At 67.8% G+C, this 17,438-nt stretch carries 17 protein-coding genes and 1 tRNA gene; 8 read left to right on the top strand and 10 right to left on the bottom strand.

Going from position 1 to position 17,438, the window contains the following annotated elements; genetic code table 11:
• Nucleotides 1–53 precede the first annotated feature (53 nt).
• From ABD115_RS09495 to ABD115_RS09455, 9 genes are read right to left on the bottom strand one after another with little or no spacing between them, the layout of a single operon-like run.
• Nucleotides 54–971 (bottom strand): alpha/beta fold hydrolase, encoded by a 918-nt coding sequence (locus ABD115_RS09495; RefSeq protein WP_343960472.1) that lies wholly within the window; start codon nucleotides 969–971, stop codon nucleotides 54–56.
• On the bottom strand, nucleotides 968–1,858 hold the full coding sequence (locus tag ABD115_RS09490) for an SDR family NAD(P)-dependent oxidoreductase (RefSeq protein WP_343960471.1): 891 nt from the start codon (nucleotides 1,856–1,858) through the stop codon (nucleotides 968–970). Before ABD115_RS09490 ends, ABD115_RS09495 begins: the two co-directional genes overlap by 4 nt.
• A complete protein-coding gene (locus tag ABD115_RS09485; protein ID WP_343960470.1) occupies nucleotides 1,855–2,601 on the bottom strand; it encodes a TetR/AcrR family transcriptional regulator in 747 nt (248 codons plus the stop codon). Before ABD115_RS09485 ends, ABD115_RS09490 begins: the two co-directional genes overlap by 4 nt.
• Nucleotides 2,598–4,175: a class I adenylate-forming enzyme family protein gene (locus ABD115_RS09480; RefSeq protein ID WP_343960469.1), complete on the bottom strand. Its 1,578-nt coding sequence runs from the start codon at nucleotides 4,173–4,175 to the stop codon at nucleotides 2,598–2,600. The genes ABD115_RS09485 and ABD115_RS09480 overlap by 4 nt, the downstream gene beginning before the upstream one ends.
• Nucleotides 4,142–5,245 (bottom strand): branched-chain amino acid ABC transporter permease, encoded by a 1,104-nt coding sequence (locus tag ABD115_RS09475; RefSeq protein ID WP_343960468.1) that lies wholly within the window; start codon nucleotides 5,243–5,245, stop codon nucleotides 4,142–4,144. The genes ABD115_RS09480 and ABD115_RS09475 overlap by 34 nt, the downstream gene beginning before the upstream one ends.
• Entirely contained in the window at nucleotides 5,245–6,126 is an 882-nt protein-coding gene (locus tag ABD115_RS09470) for a branched-chain amino acid ABC transporter permease (RefSeq protein WP_343960467.1), read from the bottom strand. The genes ABD115_RS09475 and ABD115_RS09470 overlap by 1 nt, the downstream gene beginning before the upstream one ends.
• Nucleotides 6,123–6,836: an ABC transporter ATP-binding protein gene (locus ABD115_RS09465; RefSeq protein ID WP_343960466.1), complete on the bottom strand. Its 714-nt coding sequence runs from the start codon at nucleotides 6,834–6,836 to the stop codon at nucleotides 6,123–6,125. The genes ABD115_RS09470 and ABD115_RS09465 overlap by 4 nt, the downstream gene beginning before the upstream one ends.
• Nucleotides 6,833–7,597 carry an ABC transporter ATP-binding protein gene (locus ABD115_RS09460; protein WP_343960465.1) on the bottom strand — a complete coding sequence of 255 codons (765 nt, stop codon included), beginning with the start codon at nucleotides 7,595–7,597 and terminating at the stop codon, nucleotides 6,833–6,835. The genes ABD115_RS09465 and ABD115_RS09460 overlap by 4 nt, the downstream gene beginning before the upstream one ends.
• 8 nt (nucleotides 7,598–7,605) lie before the next feature.
• A complete protein-coding gene (locus ABD115_RS09455) occupies nucleotides 7,606–8,820 on the bottom strand; it encodes a substrate-binding domain-containing protein (RefSeq protein ID WP_343960464.1) in 1,215 nt (404 codons plus the stop codon).
• 257 nt (nucleotides 8,821–9,077) lie between these two features.
• On the opposite strand from ABD115_RS09455, the gene ABD115_RS09450 reads away from it, so the two are divergent.
• A tRNA-Leu gene (locus tag ABD115_RS09450) sits at nucleotides 9,078–9,151 on the top strand.
• A gap of 72 nt (nucleotides 9,152–9,223) precedes the next feature.
• On the opposite strand, the gene ABD115_RS09445 is transcribed toward ABD115_RS09450, so the two are convergent.
• Nucleotides 9,224–9,997: an IclR family transcriptional regulator gene (locus tag ABD115_RS09445; RefSeq protein ID WP_343960463.1), complete on the bottom strand. Its 774-nt coding sequence runs from the start codon at nucleotides 9,995–9,997 to the stop codon at nucleotides 9,224–9,226.
• A gap of 205 nt (nucleotides 9,998–10,202) precedes the next feature.
• Here ABD115_RS09445 and ABD115_RS09440 point away from each other — a divergent pair, with 205 nt between their 5' ends.
• From ABD115_RS09440 to ABD115_RS09410, 7 genes are all read left to right on the top strand, one after another.
• Nucleotides 10,203–10,850 carry a CoA transferase subunit A gene (locus tag ABD115_RS09440; RefSeq protein ID WP_343960687.1) on the top strand — a complete coding sequence of 216 codons (648 nt, stop codon included), beginning with the start codon at nucleotides 10,203–10,205 and terminating at the stop codon, nucleotides 10,848–10,850.
• Nucleotides 10,851–10,852: 2 nt separating this feature from the next.
• The gene (locus ABD115_RS09435; RefSeq protein WP_343960462.1) at nucleotides 10,853–11,491 is read left to right on the top strand and encodes a CoA transferase subunit B; all 639 of its coding nucleotides are present in this window, start codon (nucleotides 10,853–10,855) and stop codon (nucleotides 11,489–11,491) included.
• 299 nt (nucleotides 11,492–11,790) lie between these two features.
• The gene (locus ABD115_RS09430) at nucleotides 11,791–13,041 is read left to right on the top strand and encodes an alanine racemase (RefSeq protein WP_343960461.1); all 1,251 of its coding nucleotides are present in this window, start codon (nucleotides 11,791–11,793) and stop codon (nucleotides 13,039–13,041) included.
• On the top strand, nucleotides 13,038–14,363 hold the full coding sequence (locus tag ABD115_RS09425; protein ID WP_343960460.1) for a D-arabinono-1,4-lactone oxidase: 1,326 nt from the start codon (nucleotides 13,038–13,040) through the stop codon (nucleotides 14,361–14,363). The genes ABD115_RS09430 and ABD115_RS09425 overlap by 4 nt, the downstream gene beginning before the upstream one ends.
• Nucleotides 14,364–14,416: 53 nt before the next feature.
• Nucleotides 14,417–14,986, top strand: coding sequence for a LemA family protein (locus ABD115_RS09420; protein WP_343960459.1), 570 nt, complete (start codon nucleotides 14,417–14,419; stop codon nucleotides 14,984–14,986).
• A gap of 26 nt (nucleotides 14,987–15,012) precedes the next feature.
• Nucleotides 15,013–15,882, top strand: a complete 870-nt coding sequence (locus tag ABD115_RS09415; protein WP_343960458.1) for a M48 family metalloprotease — start codon at nucleotides 15,013–15,015, stop codon at nucleotides 15,880–15,882.
• A 53-nt stretch (nucleotides 15,883–15,935) separates the two neighbouring features.
• The gene (locus ABD115_RS09410) at nucleotides 15,936–17,393 is read left to right on the top strand and encodes an MFS transporter (RefSeq protein ID WP_343960457.1); all 1,458 of its coding nucleotides are present in this window, start codon (nucleotides 15,936–15,938) and stop codon (nucleotides 17,391–17,393) included.
• Nucleotides 17,394–17,438 lie beyond the last annotated feature (45 nt).

The following is a 17,438-nucleotide window of genomic DNA, read 5'->3' as shown; positions in this document are numbered from 1 at the left end:
ATTGGCGACCGACCCCGGCCGCGCTGACAGCAGCGCTCGTTGGCCCGCCCGGCCTACCGTGGCAGCGCCGCGCGGTTGAGCACGGGCGCGACTGCTCGCGCGCCGCGTTCGCTCATCACCACCGTGTAGTGGTTGAGGTCATCGAGCTCAGTGTGCCGCACGTTTGGCAGCGCCGCGAGCAGGGCTGCGAGGTGCTCCGGCGGGTACAGGCCAGGCCGCTCGTCGAGCAGACCGTGCGGTACAGTCACGAGATCTACCTGGCCAGCGAAGCCGGGCAGCGCAGCGAGCGCGCCGCTGAGCGTTGAACCGGTGTTCATGTCGACGGTGTCGTCTGTCGTGGTCGCGAGGCTCGTAGCCGGGCGAAGCGCGTCGCCGTCTGGCACGAGGTCGTATGCAAAGTAGGCCTCGAGCTCCGAGCTCCAGTCGCGCACAAACGCGGGGTGGTCGCGCCAGAAATCGAGGTAGGCATCGACGTTCGCGAAGCGCATCGAGAGCCGCTCTGCGGTCGGCCCGAGAATAGCCTGCACGAGAGCCTCTGCGCTCACCCCTGCGGGAGCGTTCAACGGCAGGCCGCCGTCGATGAGCACAAGCCGTTCGACGCGCTCGGGCGCGAGGTGCGCGAGCGCCACGGCGACGAATGCGCCCATCGAATGCCCGAACACGGGGAGCGCCGCGACTCCGAGGGCGTCGAGCACCGCGACGAGATCCGCCGCGTGCGCGGCCATCCCCGCCTGGCCGTCGACGCCGTTGCTCGCGCCGCGACCGCGCAGATCGGGGGCGATCACTCGCACCCCGGGAAGCTCCGCGACAACGAATGGCCAGGCGAGGTGCGATGCGGTGACACCGTGAATTGCGAGCACCGTCTGCGTGGTCACACCCGCGGGCGCCTGCCCGACGGGGTCCCACACCCCGACGCGCAGCGAGCCGCCGGCAACCGCAACATCGACCGTGCGATAGCTGTGCGTGTTCATCGCGCGCTCCACCCGCCGTCCATCGTGTACGAGGCACCCGTGGCCATGCCGGCCCGATCTGAGGCGAGCCAGCCGACGAGCGAGGCGACCTCAGCGGGCTCCACCAGCCGCTTCACTGCGCTCTCGGTGAGCATCACCCGCTCGACGACCTCTGACTCGGGAATGCCGTGCACCCGTGCCTGGTCGGCAACCTGCCTTTCGACGAGTGGCGTGCGCACATAGCCGGGGTTCACGCAGTTGCTCGTGACGCCGTGCGCGCCGCCCTCGAGAGCGGTCACTTTTGAGAGCCCCTCGAGGCCGTGTTTCGCCGCGACGTACGCCGATTTGAACGGGCTCGCCCTCAGCCCGTGCACGCTCGACAGGTTGATGATGCGGCCCCAGCCGCGCTCGTACATGCCTGGCAGCGCCGCGCGAATCAGCAGAAACGGGGCCTCGAGCATGAGCCGCTGAATGAGTCGAAAGGCCTCGGGGTCGAAGGCCTCGATGGGACTCACCCGCTGCACGCCGGCGTTGTTCACCAGAATATCGACGTCGAGCGCGAGGGTGTCGAGCGCGGCCGTGTCGGCGAGGTCGACGACCCAGGCCTCGGCGCTCCCGGATGCACCAGCGGCGCCACTGCGCTCGGCACCGTTGCGCTCGGCGCCACTGCGCTCGGCACCGTTGCGCTCGGCGCCGTTGTGCGCGACGCCGGCGGGCGCGGAAACGTCAGCGGTCGCGGATCCGCCACGCGCCGTGACCGCCGCGACCGCAGCCGACGCGGCCTCCTCAGACACGTCGGCGACCACGACGTGCGCGCCCCTCCCTGCGAGCTCGTGAACGCAGGCGAGGCCGATGCCGCTGCCGCCGCCGGTAACGAGGGCGCGTCGGCCCTGAAGATCGTGTGTCATGACGTGACTCCGTTGCTCGTCGAGGCGCCGGGGCCGGCCGCTGCCGTGCCGCCCAGCGCATTAGAAATAAACTGCATCATCGCGTCGAGCACCTGCGGGTCGATGCGATCGGGGGCGATGCCAGCGGCATCGCGCTCCCAGAGGATGTAGCGCATGCCAATGAGCTCGCCGAGGCCCATAAGCGCCCACGAGGCGACCTCGGGGTCAAGCCGAGGGTCGATATCGCCTGCAGACTGAGCGGCCTGAAGCCCCGCCGTGTACCCCTCGACAATGCGCTCGTAGTGCAACCGCATCACGTCGGGTGACACGAACTCTGCCTCGCGCACGACCCGGTAGAGGGCCGGGTGTTGTGCGGTGAAGCGGAAGAACCCCTCGAACCCGCCGCGCTCCGCCTCGATGCGGTTCGAGGCGCCGGCCATCGCCTCGGTCATCGACTGCCTGACGCGGTCGTTGAGGTCGATGACGAGCGCCTCGAAAATCGCCTGCTTGCTGTCGAAATAGAGGTAGAACGTGCCGAGGGCGACGCCTGCGTGCTCGGTGACCTTCACAATCGACGCCTCGTGGTACCCGAGCTCCGCGAATACCTCCTCGGCCGCAGTGAGCAGCCGCCGCCGCGTCGCGAGGCCGCGGCTGGTGAGCGGGCGGCCGGTCGCGGGCGAGACGGGGGCGTCGGTCGTATCGATCGCGTCGGTCGTGCCTGCCTGGCTTGCGGCCGGCGCGCCGTGTTCGCTGGTGGGGGTCATGCGATGCCTGTCTGTTGGGTGGTGCCGAGCGTAGCGCTGGCGCGCCTGGCAAGTTCGGTGCGGGCCACTTTCTCGATGGTGGATCGCGGGAGCTCGTCGAGAAACTCGACGTGCGCTGGCAGCTTGAACGCGGCAAGGTGGGAGCGCGCGTGCGCGAGCAGCTCGTCTCGCGAAAGCGGTGCGGTGGTCACGACGAATGCGTAGCCGCGTTCGCCCCACACGGGGTCTGGCACACCGACAACCGCGGCCGCAGCCACGAGCGGATGGGTTGCGAGTACCGCCTCAACCTCGGCCGGAGCAACGTTCTCCCCACCCGAGACGTAGATGTTCTTGAGCCGGTCTACGATGCGGTGAATGCCGTTCGCGTCACGTTCGACGATGTCGCCGGTGCGCAGCCAGTCGCCAGCCAGTGCGCGCTCGGTCGCGGCCTCGTCGTCGAGATACCCAGCGAACAGGCTCGGCCCGCGCACCCAGAGCTCGCCGGTCGCTGCGCCTGAGAGCTGCAACCCCGAGTCGGGGTCGACAACCGCGGTCTCGACGCTCGGGTAGGGGCGGCCAACCGCCCCTGGGTGGGTGCCGAGCTCGCGCGGCTGCAAGTGCAGCACGTTGGGGCCGGCCTCGGTGAGACCGTAGCCCTGCGTGAGCGGTAGGCCGTGCCGCTCTGCCTCGAGCGCGAGCTGCTCGGGAATGGTCGAGCCGCCGACGAGCACCCGGGTCAGTGAGCCGAGGTCTGCTCCCGCGATCTCTGGCTGGTCGAACAGCATGCGGTACTGCGTCGGCACGCCCATCATCGTCGTGACGCGGCGTTCACGAATGAGCTGGAGCACGCGCCCCGGCTGAAACGATCGCTCGAGCACAACAGTCGCTCCCACCCACCACGCGAGCAGGGGCTGCACGTTCCAGGCGGCGACGTGATGCTGGGGCAGAATCGTGAGCACGACGTCGTCGGCGCCCATCGGCGTCGCCCGTGAGAGGGCGAGGTTCGTCCAGAAGCAGGAGCGGTGCGTGAGCACGACGCCCTTGGGGGCAGCCTCGCTGCCGGAGGTGTAGACGACGAGCAGCGGATCCTCGGCCCGCGCCGCTCGTCGCTCGCGCCGGGTACGCGCCGGGGGAGCGGCCAGTTCGACTCCCGCGAGGCCGGGCTCGGCGCTCGGCGGCGGCGTCGCGCCGGCCAGGGCGAGCGCGTTGATCGCCTGCTCGCCGAGCCCCGCGTACTCGTCCTCGATCAGCAGCAGATCGGCCCGCGAGCGCCCGATGAGCTCAGCGAGCTCCGGTGCGGTGAGGCGCCACGAGAGCGGGATGAACGCGATGCCGAGGAGCGCGCACGCGAAGAACACGACGACGTGGTCGGTCGAGTTGCCAGATACCGTCGCGATGCGCCCGCCCGCGCCGTAGCCGGCCTCGCTCAGCCTGTCGGCGAGCGCGCGTGCGCGTGCGTCAAGGGTGCGGTAGCTCGTGAGCACGCCGCGGTCGTCGATCGCGGTGCGCTCGCCATCGATCGCCGCGCGGTCGGCTATCCAGCTGCCAATCGTGTACTCGCTCATGCGCGGCTCTTTCGTGTGCGCTTCTTCCATGCTGAATCGAGGGTACCTGCGATGCCTCCGGGGAGGAACATCACCACAAGAATGAATAGCGTGCCGAGCAAAAACAGCGGCTCCGACAGCGGTATGCGAAGCACATCGGGGAGGCCCTGAATCGCGTCGGCCTTGGCGAGCACAGTGAGGCGCTGATCGAGCAGCGTGTAGAGAAAGCCGCCAACGATCGCTCCCCAGCGGTAGCCGACGCCGCCGAGCACCACCATCACGAGCACGGTGATCGTGAGGTCGGCCGACACCGCGCGGGGCACGGTGCCAGACTGCAGCAGCATGTAGCCGATGCCCGCGAGGCTCGCGAGCACCGCGGCGATCACGAAGATCGTGAGCTTGGCGGTGTAGGGGCTGAGGCCGAGCACCCGCACGCGCTCCGGGTTCTCGCGCGAGGCGCGGGCGAGGTGGCCGAGCCTGCTGCGGTCGACCCACAGCGCGACGAGGTAGACGACGACGAGAATCGCGAGAATCACCCAGTATAGGTTGCGCGTGTTCACGACGCCGACGAGCCAGTCGGGCACCCGCGCGGTGTTCAGGCTCAGGCCCTCCTCGCCGCCGGTCACCTGGGCGTTGCGGCGCACGAGCACCGAACCGGCCTGCGCGAACGCGAGCGTCACCATGGCGAACGGGATGCCCGCGACGCGGTTCGCGACCGAGCCGGTGATGAGCGCGATCGCGAGCCCGCCGACGAGCGCGAGCAGAGTCGCGGTGACAAGCGGCAGCTGCAGCTGTGCGAGGCCGATGCCGAGCAGGTACGCCCCGCCGCCGAAGGAGAGGGCGTGGCCAAAGGAGAGCATGCCGGCGGTGCCGAGCAGCATGTTGTACGACAGTGCGAGCGCGGCGAACACCATGCACAGCGACAGGAGCGCGAGGCTGCCCGGCATGTAGGTCGGGGTGGGGAGAACACCGGGAATCGAGAGATTGAGCAGCGGCAGCACCGCCGCGAACGCGACGAGCGCGGTGCCGAGGGCGATCGGGATCGCGCGGCGAGGGGCACGGTGTGCAGGCTCAGATGCGACTGCTGCCGCGAAGTCAGTGGCCGAGGTGTTGGTTGACATTAGCGTGCCACCTTTCGTCCCATGAGGCCGCGCGGCCGCACGAGGAGCACGACGGCGAGCAAGATCACGACGATGAAGTCGCCCGTGCCACCGAGGTAGAAGTTTGCAAACTGCTGGAGCACGGCGACGACAACCGAGGCGACCGCGGCCCCCGCAAGCGAGCCGAGACCGCCGACGACCGTGACGATGAAGGCGAAGATGAGTAGGGTTTGCCCGAGGTGGGGCGACACGAATGTCATGTAGTGCATCGCGAGCACACCTCCGATGCCGGCAGCCGCGCCGCCGATCGCGAACACCAGGGTGAAGGCGCGGCGCACGTCGATGCCGAGCGCCGTGACCATCTGGCGGTTCTCGACGCCGGCGCGAATGATCATGCCGTAGCGCGTCTTTTTCAAGAAAAGCACGAGCGCGGCGAGCACGATGCCCGCGGTAAGCATAAGCACCCAGTACACGTTCGGAATCTTGGCTCCGAGAACCGCTGTGGTCTGCTTGAGCCAGGCCGGCCCAGCGATGGTAATGGGGTCTGAGCCCCAGATGCCTTCGAAGAGGGCAATCGCGGCGAACGATAGCCCCACCGTGACGAGCACCTGCTCGATGTGGCGCTCGTACAGTGGCCTGATGAGCAGCAGCTCGGTGAGCGTCGCGAACACCGCGCCAACGAGTGCTCCGACGAGCACCGAGACGACGAGCGCGAACCAGCTGTCGGTGCCGAGCGCCTGAGCGGTGCGCCACCCGATGAACGCGGCCAGGGTGAGAAACGCCCCGTGCGCGAAGTTCAGCACGTGCATGAGCCCGTAAATGAGGCTGAGCCCAGAGGCGACGAGAAAGTAGAGTGCGCCGAGGCCGACGCCGGTAATGAGGGTAAGAACGAGTGAGCTCACAGTTGGGCTCCTTCTGCGTGGACGCCGAGCAGCTGTGTGGTGAGCGCCTCGTCGTCAAGAATGTCAGCTGCCTTGCCCACGTAGGCGACGCGGCCGGCCGAGATAACGATCGCGTCGTCTGCGAGCTGCCTGACGACCTCGAGGTTTTGCTCGACGAGCAAGATCGGCACCGTGGCCGCGGCCTCTGCGAGCGCCACGGCAACCTCGTGCACGATCTTCGGTGCGAGGCCCTTCGTGGGCTCGTCAACGAGCAGCAGCTGGTTGTCGTTGATGAGTGCCCGAGCGACCGAGACCATCTGCTGCTGGCCGCCCGACAGCGTGCCGGCTGCCTGGTCGCGGCGGGCGACGAGGTCGGGGAAGAGCTCGGCCACGAACTCACGCCGGGGGTTCTGGCTCCGTTCGGCGAGCGCGAGGTTCTCGGCAACGCTCAGCGAGGCAAACACCTCGCGGTCTTCTGGTACGTAGCCGATGCCGCGCTGCACGAGCTTGTGCGTCGGCAGCGCATCGATTCGTTCGCCCGCGAGGCGCACCTCACCCGCGCGGGTGATGAGGCCCATGATGCCGCGCAGCGTCGATGTCTTGCCGGCGCCGTTGCGGCCGAGCACCGCGGTGATGCCCGTTGCCGGCACCTCAAACGAGACGTCTTCGACGACCTGTTGCCCGGCGATGGTGCACCGCAGGTGCTCGACCGTGAGAATCGGGGCGCTCATACGGCTTTCCCGAGGTAGGCGCTTTGCACGATGGGGTTCTCCATGATGTTGTGAGGGGTGTCGAAGGCGATGATGTTGCCGAAGTACATCACCGCGACGCGGTCGACGAAGCCGAGCAGCACGTCGATGTGGTGCTCGACCATGAGCACCGTGCACTGTTTCTGAGCCTGCATATCGCGAATGTTCTGCACGAGCCCCGCGACATCGCCCGAGGCGACACCGGCCATTGGCTCGTCGAGCAGCACGAGGCTCGCGTCGGTGACGAGCAGCACTGCGATTTCAAGCTTGCGCTTGTCGCCGTGCGAGACATCGCCCGCGAGGGTCTCTGCCTGGTGAGTCAGACCGACGGTTGCGAGTGTTTCGAGTGCCCGCTGGGTCGCGGCGTCTCCGCGCTTCGGGAAGCGCAGCAGCGAGCCGCTGCCGCCGGCGGTCGCCTGGGCCGCGAGCCGCACATTCTCGAGCACGCTCAGACCGGGGAAGTAGCTCGAGGTTTGGAAGGTGCGCCCCAGCCCCGCCCGCGCGCGGGCAGCGACCGAGCTGCGCGTGATCGGTTCGCCGTGCAGCGATACCGTGCCGCTCGTCGGGGCGATGAGCCCGGAGATCACGTTGAACAGGGTGGTCTTGCCCGCGCCGTTCGGGCCGATGACACCGACGATCGAGCCCTGCGGCACGTCGAGGTTGACATCGTCGAGAATCGTGGCGCCGCCGATCTTCAGGCCGAGGCCCGAAACAGACAAAGCAGGCGGGGTCTGGGTGTGCACGCGTTTGCCTACTTTGCTGCGGTGACGGGTGCTGGCGCGACGTCGTCGGCCGCGACCGTTGCGACGAGCTCGGGGGCGAAGCCCTCACCGTCGGCGACGAGCTTCACCTGGTACATCTCTTGGATGAGGGCGTGATCGCTGCCGCGCACGGTCGTCGTGCCCTTGGGGCCCTCGAACGTGAAGTCGCTCAGCGCGGCGATCATCTGGTCGACGTCGCCCCTGCCCTCCTTTACCGCCTGCACAACCATGAGCGCGGCGGTGAACCCGTCTGGGGTGAAGAGGTCGGGGGTGCCGCCGGCCGCCTCGACGGCCTCAACCATTGCGGTGTTCACCGGGTTATCGGGTGCGCCGGCGAAGTAGTGGTTCAAGAAGCTGATCTTCTCTGAGGCCTCGCCGTACGCGCCGAAGGTCGCGGCATCGCCGAGCCCGGTGACGACGGGCATGGCCTCGAAAACACCCTGCTGGCTCATCGACTGCCACATCGCGCCGGTCGTCGCGCCGGCCCAGGCGACGAACACGAGGTCGGCCTTCGTGTCGAGCACCTGCGTGGCAAACGGGGTGAACTCGGTGACATCTTCGGCGACGAGCACCGGGGTGACCGTCGCGCCCTTCGCGCCGAGAATTGCCTCTACGGCGGCGACGTTGCCCTGGCCGAACGCGTTGTTCTGTGCGAGTACCGCGACAGTCTTGCCGCTGATGTCGTCGAGGAACGTGCCCGCGGTTGCGACGTCTTGCGCGCTCTGCCTGCCAGAGCGGAAGGTGTAGTCGTTGATGCCGGTGATGTTGTCGGCGGCGGCGGGGCCAGAAATGAACAGCACCTTGTTCTGCGCTGCCTGCTCGGCGACGACCGCCGCTACGCCAGACGAGGCGCTGCCTGCGAGCAGGTTCACTCCCTGGCCGATGAGGTCTTTCGCGGCGGTGACGGCCTTGTCGGGGTCGCCAGCGTCGTCGACGTACTTGATGTCGAGCTTCGTGCCGTCGACTTCGCCAGTGCCGTCGGTCGCGTAGTCGAGGCCAGCCTTGAAGCCGTCGAGGTACTGCGCGCCGTAGCCCGCGAGCGGGCCGGTCTCGCTCGTGATGATGCCGACGGTGACCGATGCGGGGCCCTCAGCGTCGCCGCCCGAGCCGTCGCCGGGGGCTGTGGCTGCCGGCGCGCACGCCGACAGGGCCAGTGCGGTCGAGGCCACGAGGGCGCCAAACGCGAGTTTTTTTCCGATGCGCATGCGCGTACCTTTCGTCCTTGGAAGGTTGGTTTATGAAACCTGATTCAGGTTGCAATTGCCAACGCTAAGGGACGGTGCATGGCTACGTCAAGGGTGACCTTGCTCGGAAGCCCGCACTTGATGCCACTTTGCCCCAGCAAAGCGGCGGTTTTGGGCCGAAATGCGGGGCAAACTGACGTGGACTCCGCGCGCGGGCTCGAAGCGATGGCCCGGCCGCCGCGAGGAAGCCGCCCGCGCTGTGGGAAGATAGGGGCTGGCCCCCTATAGCCCAACTGGCAGAGGCAGAAGACTTAAAATCTTTTCAGTCAGGGTTCGAATCCCTGTGGGGGGACGGGCGTGCGGCGGCGCGCGGTACATAGCGGCCCACCGCTCGCGTGGCCCGAGGCGCGCCACACACCCGCACCTACCGCCGCGCGAGCCGCTCGGTCAACCGGTGAGCGTGATCAAGCAGCAGCCTGCCAAGCTCTGGGCGGCGCTCCGGCGCGAAGCGGTGCTCGGTGCCCGTGAGGCTGAGCGCCCACCCGGGCTGGCCCGCCGGCGTGAAGACAGCGGCCCCCATGCCCCAGCTGCCCGGCACGATGAGGGCCGGGTTCACGGCGTAGCCGGTGCTTCGCGTCTGCGCGATCCGCCCCCGCAACTGCTCGGCTGCGTGAGCGGCCCCGAACTCCGCCGCCAGGTCGGTCTCGGCAAGGTAGCGCTCGGCGGCTGCGGGGGAGAGGTAAGCGAGAATCGCAAGGCCGGCCGAGGCCACGCCGAGCGGAAAGCGCTTGCCCTCGTGCAGCACGAAGGAGCGAATAGGGAAGCTGCCGTCTTGTCGCAGCAGGCAGACGGTCTCGTTGCCGCGCCGCACCGAGAAGAATGCACTCTCGCCCGTTGCGGCGGCGAGCTCTGCCACGTGCTCGCGCGCGATCTCGGTGACGTCGTAGCGCTCCGCGGCCACTGTTCCCATGAGGTAGAGCTCGGGCCCGAGCAGCCACTTACCCGTGGCGGCTTCGCGATCCACAAACCCCTGCTCGGCGAGCGCCGAGAGCAGCCGGTGCGCGGTCGGCCGAGCGATGCCGGTATCGCGGGCGAGCTCGGTCGTGCTCACCCCCTCGGGCATCGTTGTGCTCAGCGCACGCAGCAGCGCGGCGACGCGGCCGACGACCTGCGCGCCAGCGGTGACCTGTGCGTCCATATACTGAACGTTAGCACGCCAGCGACCCATGAGGTGAGCAGATGCCTCCTCGGGTGCGTGAGCCGCTTGCGTGGCATAGCAACGTTCTTCTACGCTCGCAGCAGGGCGGTGAGAGTGACCGCATTGTGAACGAAGGGTGGCAACGGTGGCATCAAAAACTTGGAACACCGCCGCGGAGGCCGTCGCAGACGTCGCCCGCGACGGCATGACGGTGGCGGTCGGGGGCTTCGGGCTTTCCGGTATTCCGCACAATCTCATCGTCGCGCTGCGCGACACCGGCGTGAAGAACCTCACGGTTGTATCGAACAATATGGGCGTCGACGGCAAGGGCCTCGGGCTGCTGCTCGAGAACCAGCAGGTGTCGAAGGTGCTCGGCTCGTACGTCGGCGAAAACAAGTTGTTCGCCGAGCAATACCTCAGCGGTGCGCTCGAGGTCGAGTTCGTGCCGCAGGGCACGCTCGCGGAGCGGCTGCGGGCCGGCGGGGCTGGTATTCCGGCGTTCTACACGCCGACGGGTGTCGGCACGCCGATCGCCGAGGGCAAGGAAGAGGCGGTCTTCGATGGCAAGCGTGCGATCTTGGAGCGCGGCATCGTCGCCGATCTCGCGCTCGTGCGCGCCCACACCGGCGACGCAGAGGGCAACCTGCGCTACCGCTTCACGTCGCGCAACTTCAACCCGCTCGTCGCGATGTCGGGGAGGGTGACCCTCGCCGAGGTCGAGCACCTCAGCGACGACTTCCTCGACCCCGAGCGCATCGACACGCAGGGCGTCTTCGTGCAGCGCGTCGTCGTCGCGGCCGACCAAACCAAACACATCGAACAGCGCACCGTGCGCACCCGAGAGGCGGCCTAACCATGTGGACACGTGATGAAATGGCCGCGATCGCAGCCTCCGAGCTAGAGGACGGGCAGTACGTCAACCTCGGCATCGGCATTCCGACGCTCGTCGCGAACCACCTGCCCGAGGGCGTCAGCGTGATGCTGCAGAGCGAGAACGGCATTCTCGGCATGGGGCCGTTCCCGTACGAGGGTGAGGAAGACGCCGACCTCATCAACGCGGGCAAGCAGACCGTGACGCTCGTGCCGGGCGCATCGATCTTCGACTCGGCGACGTCGTTCGGCATGATTCGCGGGGGCCACGTGCAGACCGCGATTCTCGGCGCGCTGCAGGTCGCGGGTAACGGCGACCTCGCGAACTGGATGATTCCGGGAAAGCTCGTCAAGGGAATGGGCGGCGCGATGGATCTCGTCGCGGGCACCCCGCGCGTGATCGTGGTCACCGAGCACGTCGCGAAAGACGGGTCGCCGAAGATCGTCGCCGAGTGCAACCTGCCGCTCACGGGAGTCGGGGTGGTGGATCGCATCATCTCTGACCTCGCGGTCTTCGATGTGATTGATGGGGCGCTCTCGCTGCGGCGCATCGCTCCCGGTCACACGGAGGCTGAGGTGCGAGAGAAGACGGGCGCGGCGTTCGCGGTGGATCTCGAGGGCTAGCTGCGGCTCGGCCCCCGGGTGTGGGGCCGGCGCAGGATCTGTGATCTGCGGTCGATAGCAAGAACTCGGAGCAGGAGGGCATATTGAGCGCAGATCGCATGCCGAGGGGCCGCGCCGCGACGCGCGGGCTACGCTTGACACATGGCCTTCGCGAAAACCCTGCTTGTTGTGCTGATCGTGGCCGCCGTTGTCGGGGGCATCTACACGAGATTTCGCATCTGGCGCCGGGAGCGAGACTCCGCTGGTGAGTAGCGACAACGCCTCGCTCGGGAGCTAGCCGGCGGGGCTAGAATGCACCCATGACCCTCGATCTCGCGGCACCGGAGCTGCGCGCCGCAGCAGAAACGCAGCCCTGGCTCGACCTCGCCGGCTACTGGCAGAGCCTCACTGAGGCGACCAGGGAGCACTCGGCCCCCGTGATCGCGCTGCAGACGGAGGCGCTCGCTGCGAACGCCAACGACATGCTCAGGCGCGCTGGCGGGCTCCCCATCAGGGTCGCCTCGAAGTCGGTGCGGGTGCGCGGCGTGCTCGACGCGGTGCTCGCGCTGCCCGGGTACGCGGGGGTGCTCGGGTACTCGCTCGCCGAGGCGGTGTGGCTGAGCGAGACGATCGACGACATTGTCGTCGCGTACCCGACCGCAGACCGGGCGGCGATCGCGGCGCTCGCCGCAGACCCCCGTGCGGCCGAGCGGGTGACGCTGATGGTTGACAGCCCCGAGCAGCTTGACCTCATCGACTCGGTCGTGGCGCCGACGAAGCGCCCACGCATTCGACTGTGCCTCGACTTCGACGCCTCGTGGCGCAGCCGCGCGCTCGGCCACATCGGGGTGTTTCGCAGCCCGATTCACACCAAAGAGGGGCTGCGCGGGTTTGCCCAGCACATTCTCGGGCGCCAGGGCTTCACGATCGCTGGGGTGATGTCGTACGAGGCGCAGATCGCCGGCGTCGGCGACGCCCCCGTTGGCAAGCCGGTCGCTGGGATCGTGATGCGCGCGATGCAGCGGGCGAGTCGCTCCGAGCTCGTCGAACGCCGGGCAGCGGCCCTTGCGGCGGTGCGCGAGCTCGTGGAGCTCGAGTTCGTCAACGGCGGGGGCACGGGGTCGATCGAGCGCACGGTCGCCGAGGGCGGCATCACCGAGGTCGCGGCAGGCAGCGGGCTGTTTGGGTCGCACCTCTTCGATAACTACCGCTCGTTTTCGCCTGCGCCGGCGGTGGCGTTCGCACTTGACGTGGTGCGCCGCCCGAACGCCGACACGGCGACCCTGCTCGGCGGCGGGTGGATCGCGTCGGGGCCGGCCGGAGCCGATCGGCTGCCGCAACTCGCCTGGCCAACTGGCTTGAGGTATGCGCCGCGAGAGGCTGCGGGTGAGGTGCAGACCCCGGTGGTCGGGCCCGCAGCGCGCGGGCTTCGCCCGGGAGACCGCGTGTGGCTGCGGCACACGAAATCGGGGGAGCCGATGGAGCACGGGAACGTCGTCGTGCCGGTCGCGGGCGGCGTCGCGGGAGAGCCGCTTCCCACGTATCGCGGAGAAGGGAAGTGCTTTCTATGAGCAAGCGCTGGCACAACTGGGCGAGAACAGAGGCTTCGACGCCCGTAACGGAGGTGTCTCCGCGAACCGCGGAGCAGGTCATTGCAGCCGTCGAGCGCGCACGCGACACCGGCCACACAGTGAAGCCGATCGGCGCCTCGCACAGCTTCACCGCGATCGGGGCGACCGACGGCATTCGCCTCCAGCTGAGCCGCATGCGCGGGCTCGTCTCGGCCGATCCTGCCGCGGCAAGGGTGACGCTCTGGGCAGGCACCCACCTCTGGGAGCTGCCCGCGATTCTCGGGCCGCTCGGCCTCGCGCTCGCGAACATGGGCGATATCGACCGGCAGACGATCACGGGCGCAACCCAGACCGGCACCCACGGCACGGGCCTCGCGCTCGGCGGGCTGTCGACCGCCGTCGTCGGCGCGACACTCGTCACCGGAACAGGCGAGCTCATCACCGTATCTGAGACCGAGAACGCCGAGCTGCTGCCGGCCGTTGCGCTCGGGCTTGGCGCGCTCGGCGTGCTCATCACAGTGACCATTCAGTGTGTGCCGCGCTACCTGCTGCGCGCGGTCGAGGCGCCGGATGCGCTCGACGCGGTGCTCGACAAGTTCGTCGAGCGCAACCGGGCAGTTGATCACTTCGAGTTTTACTGGTTTCCGCACACCTCGGGCGCTCGCACGAAAACCAACACCCGCATTCCGGTCGACCCGGCGCTCGGCGCCGCAGGGAGCGGGGCGCGGCCGCTTGGCGTCGTGTCGCGGTATGTCGACGAGGAGATCGTCAACAACACGCTGCTCGGTGCCGTTGTCGGGTTTCAGCGGTGGCTGCCAGCGACGACGCCAGCGGTGAACCGTGCAATTCAGGGCGTGTCGAGCGCGCGTGATTATGTCGACGAGTCGCACAGGGTCTTTGTCACCCAGCGGCGCGTGCACTTTCGCGAAATGGAGTACGCGCTGCCGCTCGAGGCTGTGCCCGACGCGGTGCGCGAGCTGCGCTCGCTCATTGAGCGACGCCGCTTCCGCGTGTCTTTCCCGATCGAGGTGCGCAGCGCGCAGGCCGACGAGCTGATGCTCTCGACCGCGAGCGGGCGAGACAGCGGGTACGTCGCCGTGCACCGCTACTGGCGAGACCGCGAAGACAACTACTTCAGGGAGGCGGAGGCCGTGCTCGCAGCGCACGATGGCCGACCGCACTGGGGCAAAATGCACACGCTCGGGGCGGCAGCACTGCGCGAGCGTTACCCCCGCTTCGACGAGTTCGTGGCCGTGCGAGATCGCCTCGACCCTGATCGCGTGTTCGCGAACCCCTACCTCGAGCGGGTGCTTGGCGCCTAGCCATTGTGCGCGGTTCACAGCGGAATCATGACGTTGCGCGCTAGTATTCAGCTATGTCAACCGGATTGGTCATCACGCTCGTCATCGTAGCCCTCGTGCTCATCGCAGGGATCTACCTCTGGGCCACGTACAACTCGCTCGTCACGCTGCGCGTGCGCGTGGAAGAGGCGTGGAGCGATATTACGGTGCAGCTCAAGCGGCGCGCTGACCTGATTCCGTCGCTTGTCGAGACAGTGAAGGGCTACGCCGCGCACGAGCAGGGTGTGTTCGACTCGGTGACAAAGGCGCGTGCGGAGACGATTTCGGCGCAGAGCCCCGCCGAGGCCTCGGTCGCTGAGAACCACATGCAGTCGGCGCTGAAGAGCATCTTCGCGGTCGCTGAGGCGTACCCACAGCTCCAGGCGAGCCAGAACTTCCTGCAGCTGCAGGCCGAGCTCGTTGACACCGAGAACAAGGTGCAGGCATCGCGCCGCTTCTACAACGGCGGCGTGCGCGAGCTGAACACCAAGATTCAGGTGTTCCCGAACAACCTGCTCGCGGGGCCGTTCGGGTTCACGAAGCGCGACTTCTTCGAGGTCGACGACGCGGCGGCGATCGCAGAGCCCCCGCGCATCCAGTTTTAACGCGTTGAATCGCGGAAGGAGCCCGCGTGTATAGCGCCGTTCGCAAGAACAAGATCAACAGCTTTCTTATCATCCTGCTGTTCCTCGCAATCGTCGGGGGCCTAGGCTGGCTTGCCGCGGCGATCTACCAGTCTCCCGGCATCGTCATCGCGGTCATGGGCTTCGCGGTCGTCTACGCGTTGATTCAGTACTTCATGGCCGGCAAGCAGGCGGTCTCTATGAGCGGCGCCGTGAAGATCAGCCAGGCCGACAACCCCAGGCTGTACCGAGTCGTCGAGAACCTCGCGATCACCACCGGCATGCCAATGCCCGAGGTCTATATCGTTAACGACCCGGCGCCGAACGCCTTCGCAACGGGGCGCGACCCCGAGCACGCGATCGTCGCCGCGACCACGGGCCTGCTCGACATCATGACCGACTCCGAACTCGAGGGCGTGATGGCCCACGAGCTCGGCCACGTGCGCAACTACGACATCCGCGTGTCAATGATCGTCTATGGCCTCACGGTCGCCGTTGGCATGATTGCCGACATGCTCATGCGCATGGCATTCTTCGGGCGCAATAACAACAACAACCCCGCGATCATGATTTTTGGCCTCGTAGCGATGCTCGTTGCCCCGCTCGTCGCGAGCATGGTGCAGCTCGCGGTTTCGCGTCAGCGGGAGTACCTCGCCGATGCGACTGGCGCGCTCACGACGCGGCACCCTGAGGCGCTCGCGAGCGCGCTTCACAAGCTCTCCGAGTACGGGCGCCCGTTGCAGAAACAGCAATCGAGCATGGCCCACCTGTGGATAGCAGACCCGCTGAAACCCGGCATGATGCAGCGCCTCTTCGCGACGCACCCGCCCATTCCCGATCGCATCAGGCGTCTGCTCGATATGGGCGGAAAGATGTAACCGGAACGTAATAGGCGTAGGGTAGAGGCAGCCATAAGGGGGTCGTCTACTCAGTGTCAGGTACGTTTCGCTCCCTCTCCATCCGCAATTACCGGATCTGGTTCTTCGGAGCGTTCGTCTCAAACGTTGGCGCCTGGATGCAGGCAACGACGCAGAACTGGGTCGTGCTCACCGAGCTGACCGACAACAACGCGTCTGCCGTCGGCATCACGATGGCGCTGCAGTTCGGCCCTCAGCTGCTGCTCGTGCCGTTCAGCGGCGCGGTGGCAGACCGCTTTGACCGCCGCAAGGTGCTGCTCGTGACGCAGTCGCTGCTCATGGTGCTTGCCCTCGGGCTCGGCCTGCTGCTGGTGACGGGCGCGGCCGAGCTCTGGCACCTCTACTCGTTCGCGCTGGGCCTCGGCATCGTCAACGCCTTCGACGCGACGTCGCGCCAGGCCTTCGTGTCAGACCTCGTCGGCACCGAGAGCCTGTCGAACGCCGTCGCGCTGAACTCGGCCTCGTTCAACTCCGCGCGGCTCGTCGGGCCGGCAGTCGCTGGCGTGCTCATCGCCGCGATCGGCTCGGGCTGGGTGTTTCTCATTAACGCGGCGTCGTTTCTCGCGATGCTCGGGGCGCTGCTGCTCATCACGACGGTGCACGAGCGGCCGGGCGGCGGAGAAAAGCGGGAGTCGCAGCTCAGGCAGCTCTCCGCAGGCTTTCGCTATGTCATGGGCCGCCACGACATCTTCGTGATCTTCGTGATGGTGTTTCTCGTCGGGGCCTTCAGCATGAACTTCCCGGTGATGTCGTCGACGATGGCGGTCGAGTTCGGCAGAGGGGCCGGCGACTACGGCCTGCTCTCGTCGATTCTCGCGATCGGCTCACTCACCGGCGCGCTGCTCGCGGCTCGGCGGCCGGCTGCGCGGATGCGCGTCGTCGTGATCTCGGTGGGCGGGCTCGGCATCGTCAGCCTGCTCGGCGCGGCGATGCCAACGTTCTGGGCGTTCGCGGCGACGCTCGTGTTCTTCGGGCTCGCGACCTCGACGATGCTCACGACGGCCAACGGCTTCGTGCAAACCACCTCAGACCCTGCCGTGCGCGGCCGCGTGCTCGCGCTCTACATGGCGATTCTTATGGGCGGAACCCCGATCGGGGCGCCGCTCGTCGGGGCGGCTGCAGATGTGCTCGGGCCGCGCTCCACGTTCGTCATCAGCGGGGTCGCTGCACTTGTCGCGTTCGCGATCGGCATGGCCTGGCTGATGAGCGAGCGCAAGCTCAGACTGCGCTGGGACGGTGGGCCGCGTGTCACCCACGCGGGCCGGCCCAACCTGACCGACGACCGATCGCAGCAGGTCGAAACCCTGACGGCTCCGCTCGACGTGCTGCGACGCGAGCCAGAGCTCGAGGATCCGCTGAAAACCCACTGGGACTCCGCGCCACAGGAGGGGCCGCCGACAACGGGCATCATTCCGCTCCCAAAGCCAAAGATTCCGCCGGAGACTGAGGAACCGGGCGGCCACGGAGGGTAGGCTAGGAGGCGATGTGCGGGCGTGCCCGCGGAACCCCTCAACCAC

The sequence above is a fragment of the Leucobacter albus genome, assembly GCF_039528015.1.
Classification (GTDB): Bacteria; Actinomycetota; Actinomycetes; order Actinomycetales; family Microbacteriaceae; genus Leucobacter; species Leucobacter albus.
Note: the sequence above shows the minus strand (reverse complement) of the source record. Positions and strands in the feature narration are given on the sequence as shown.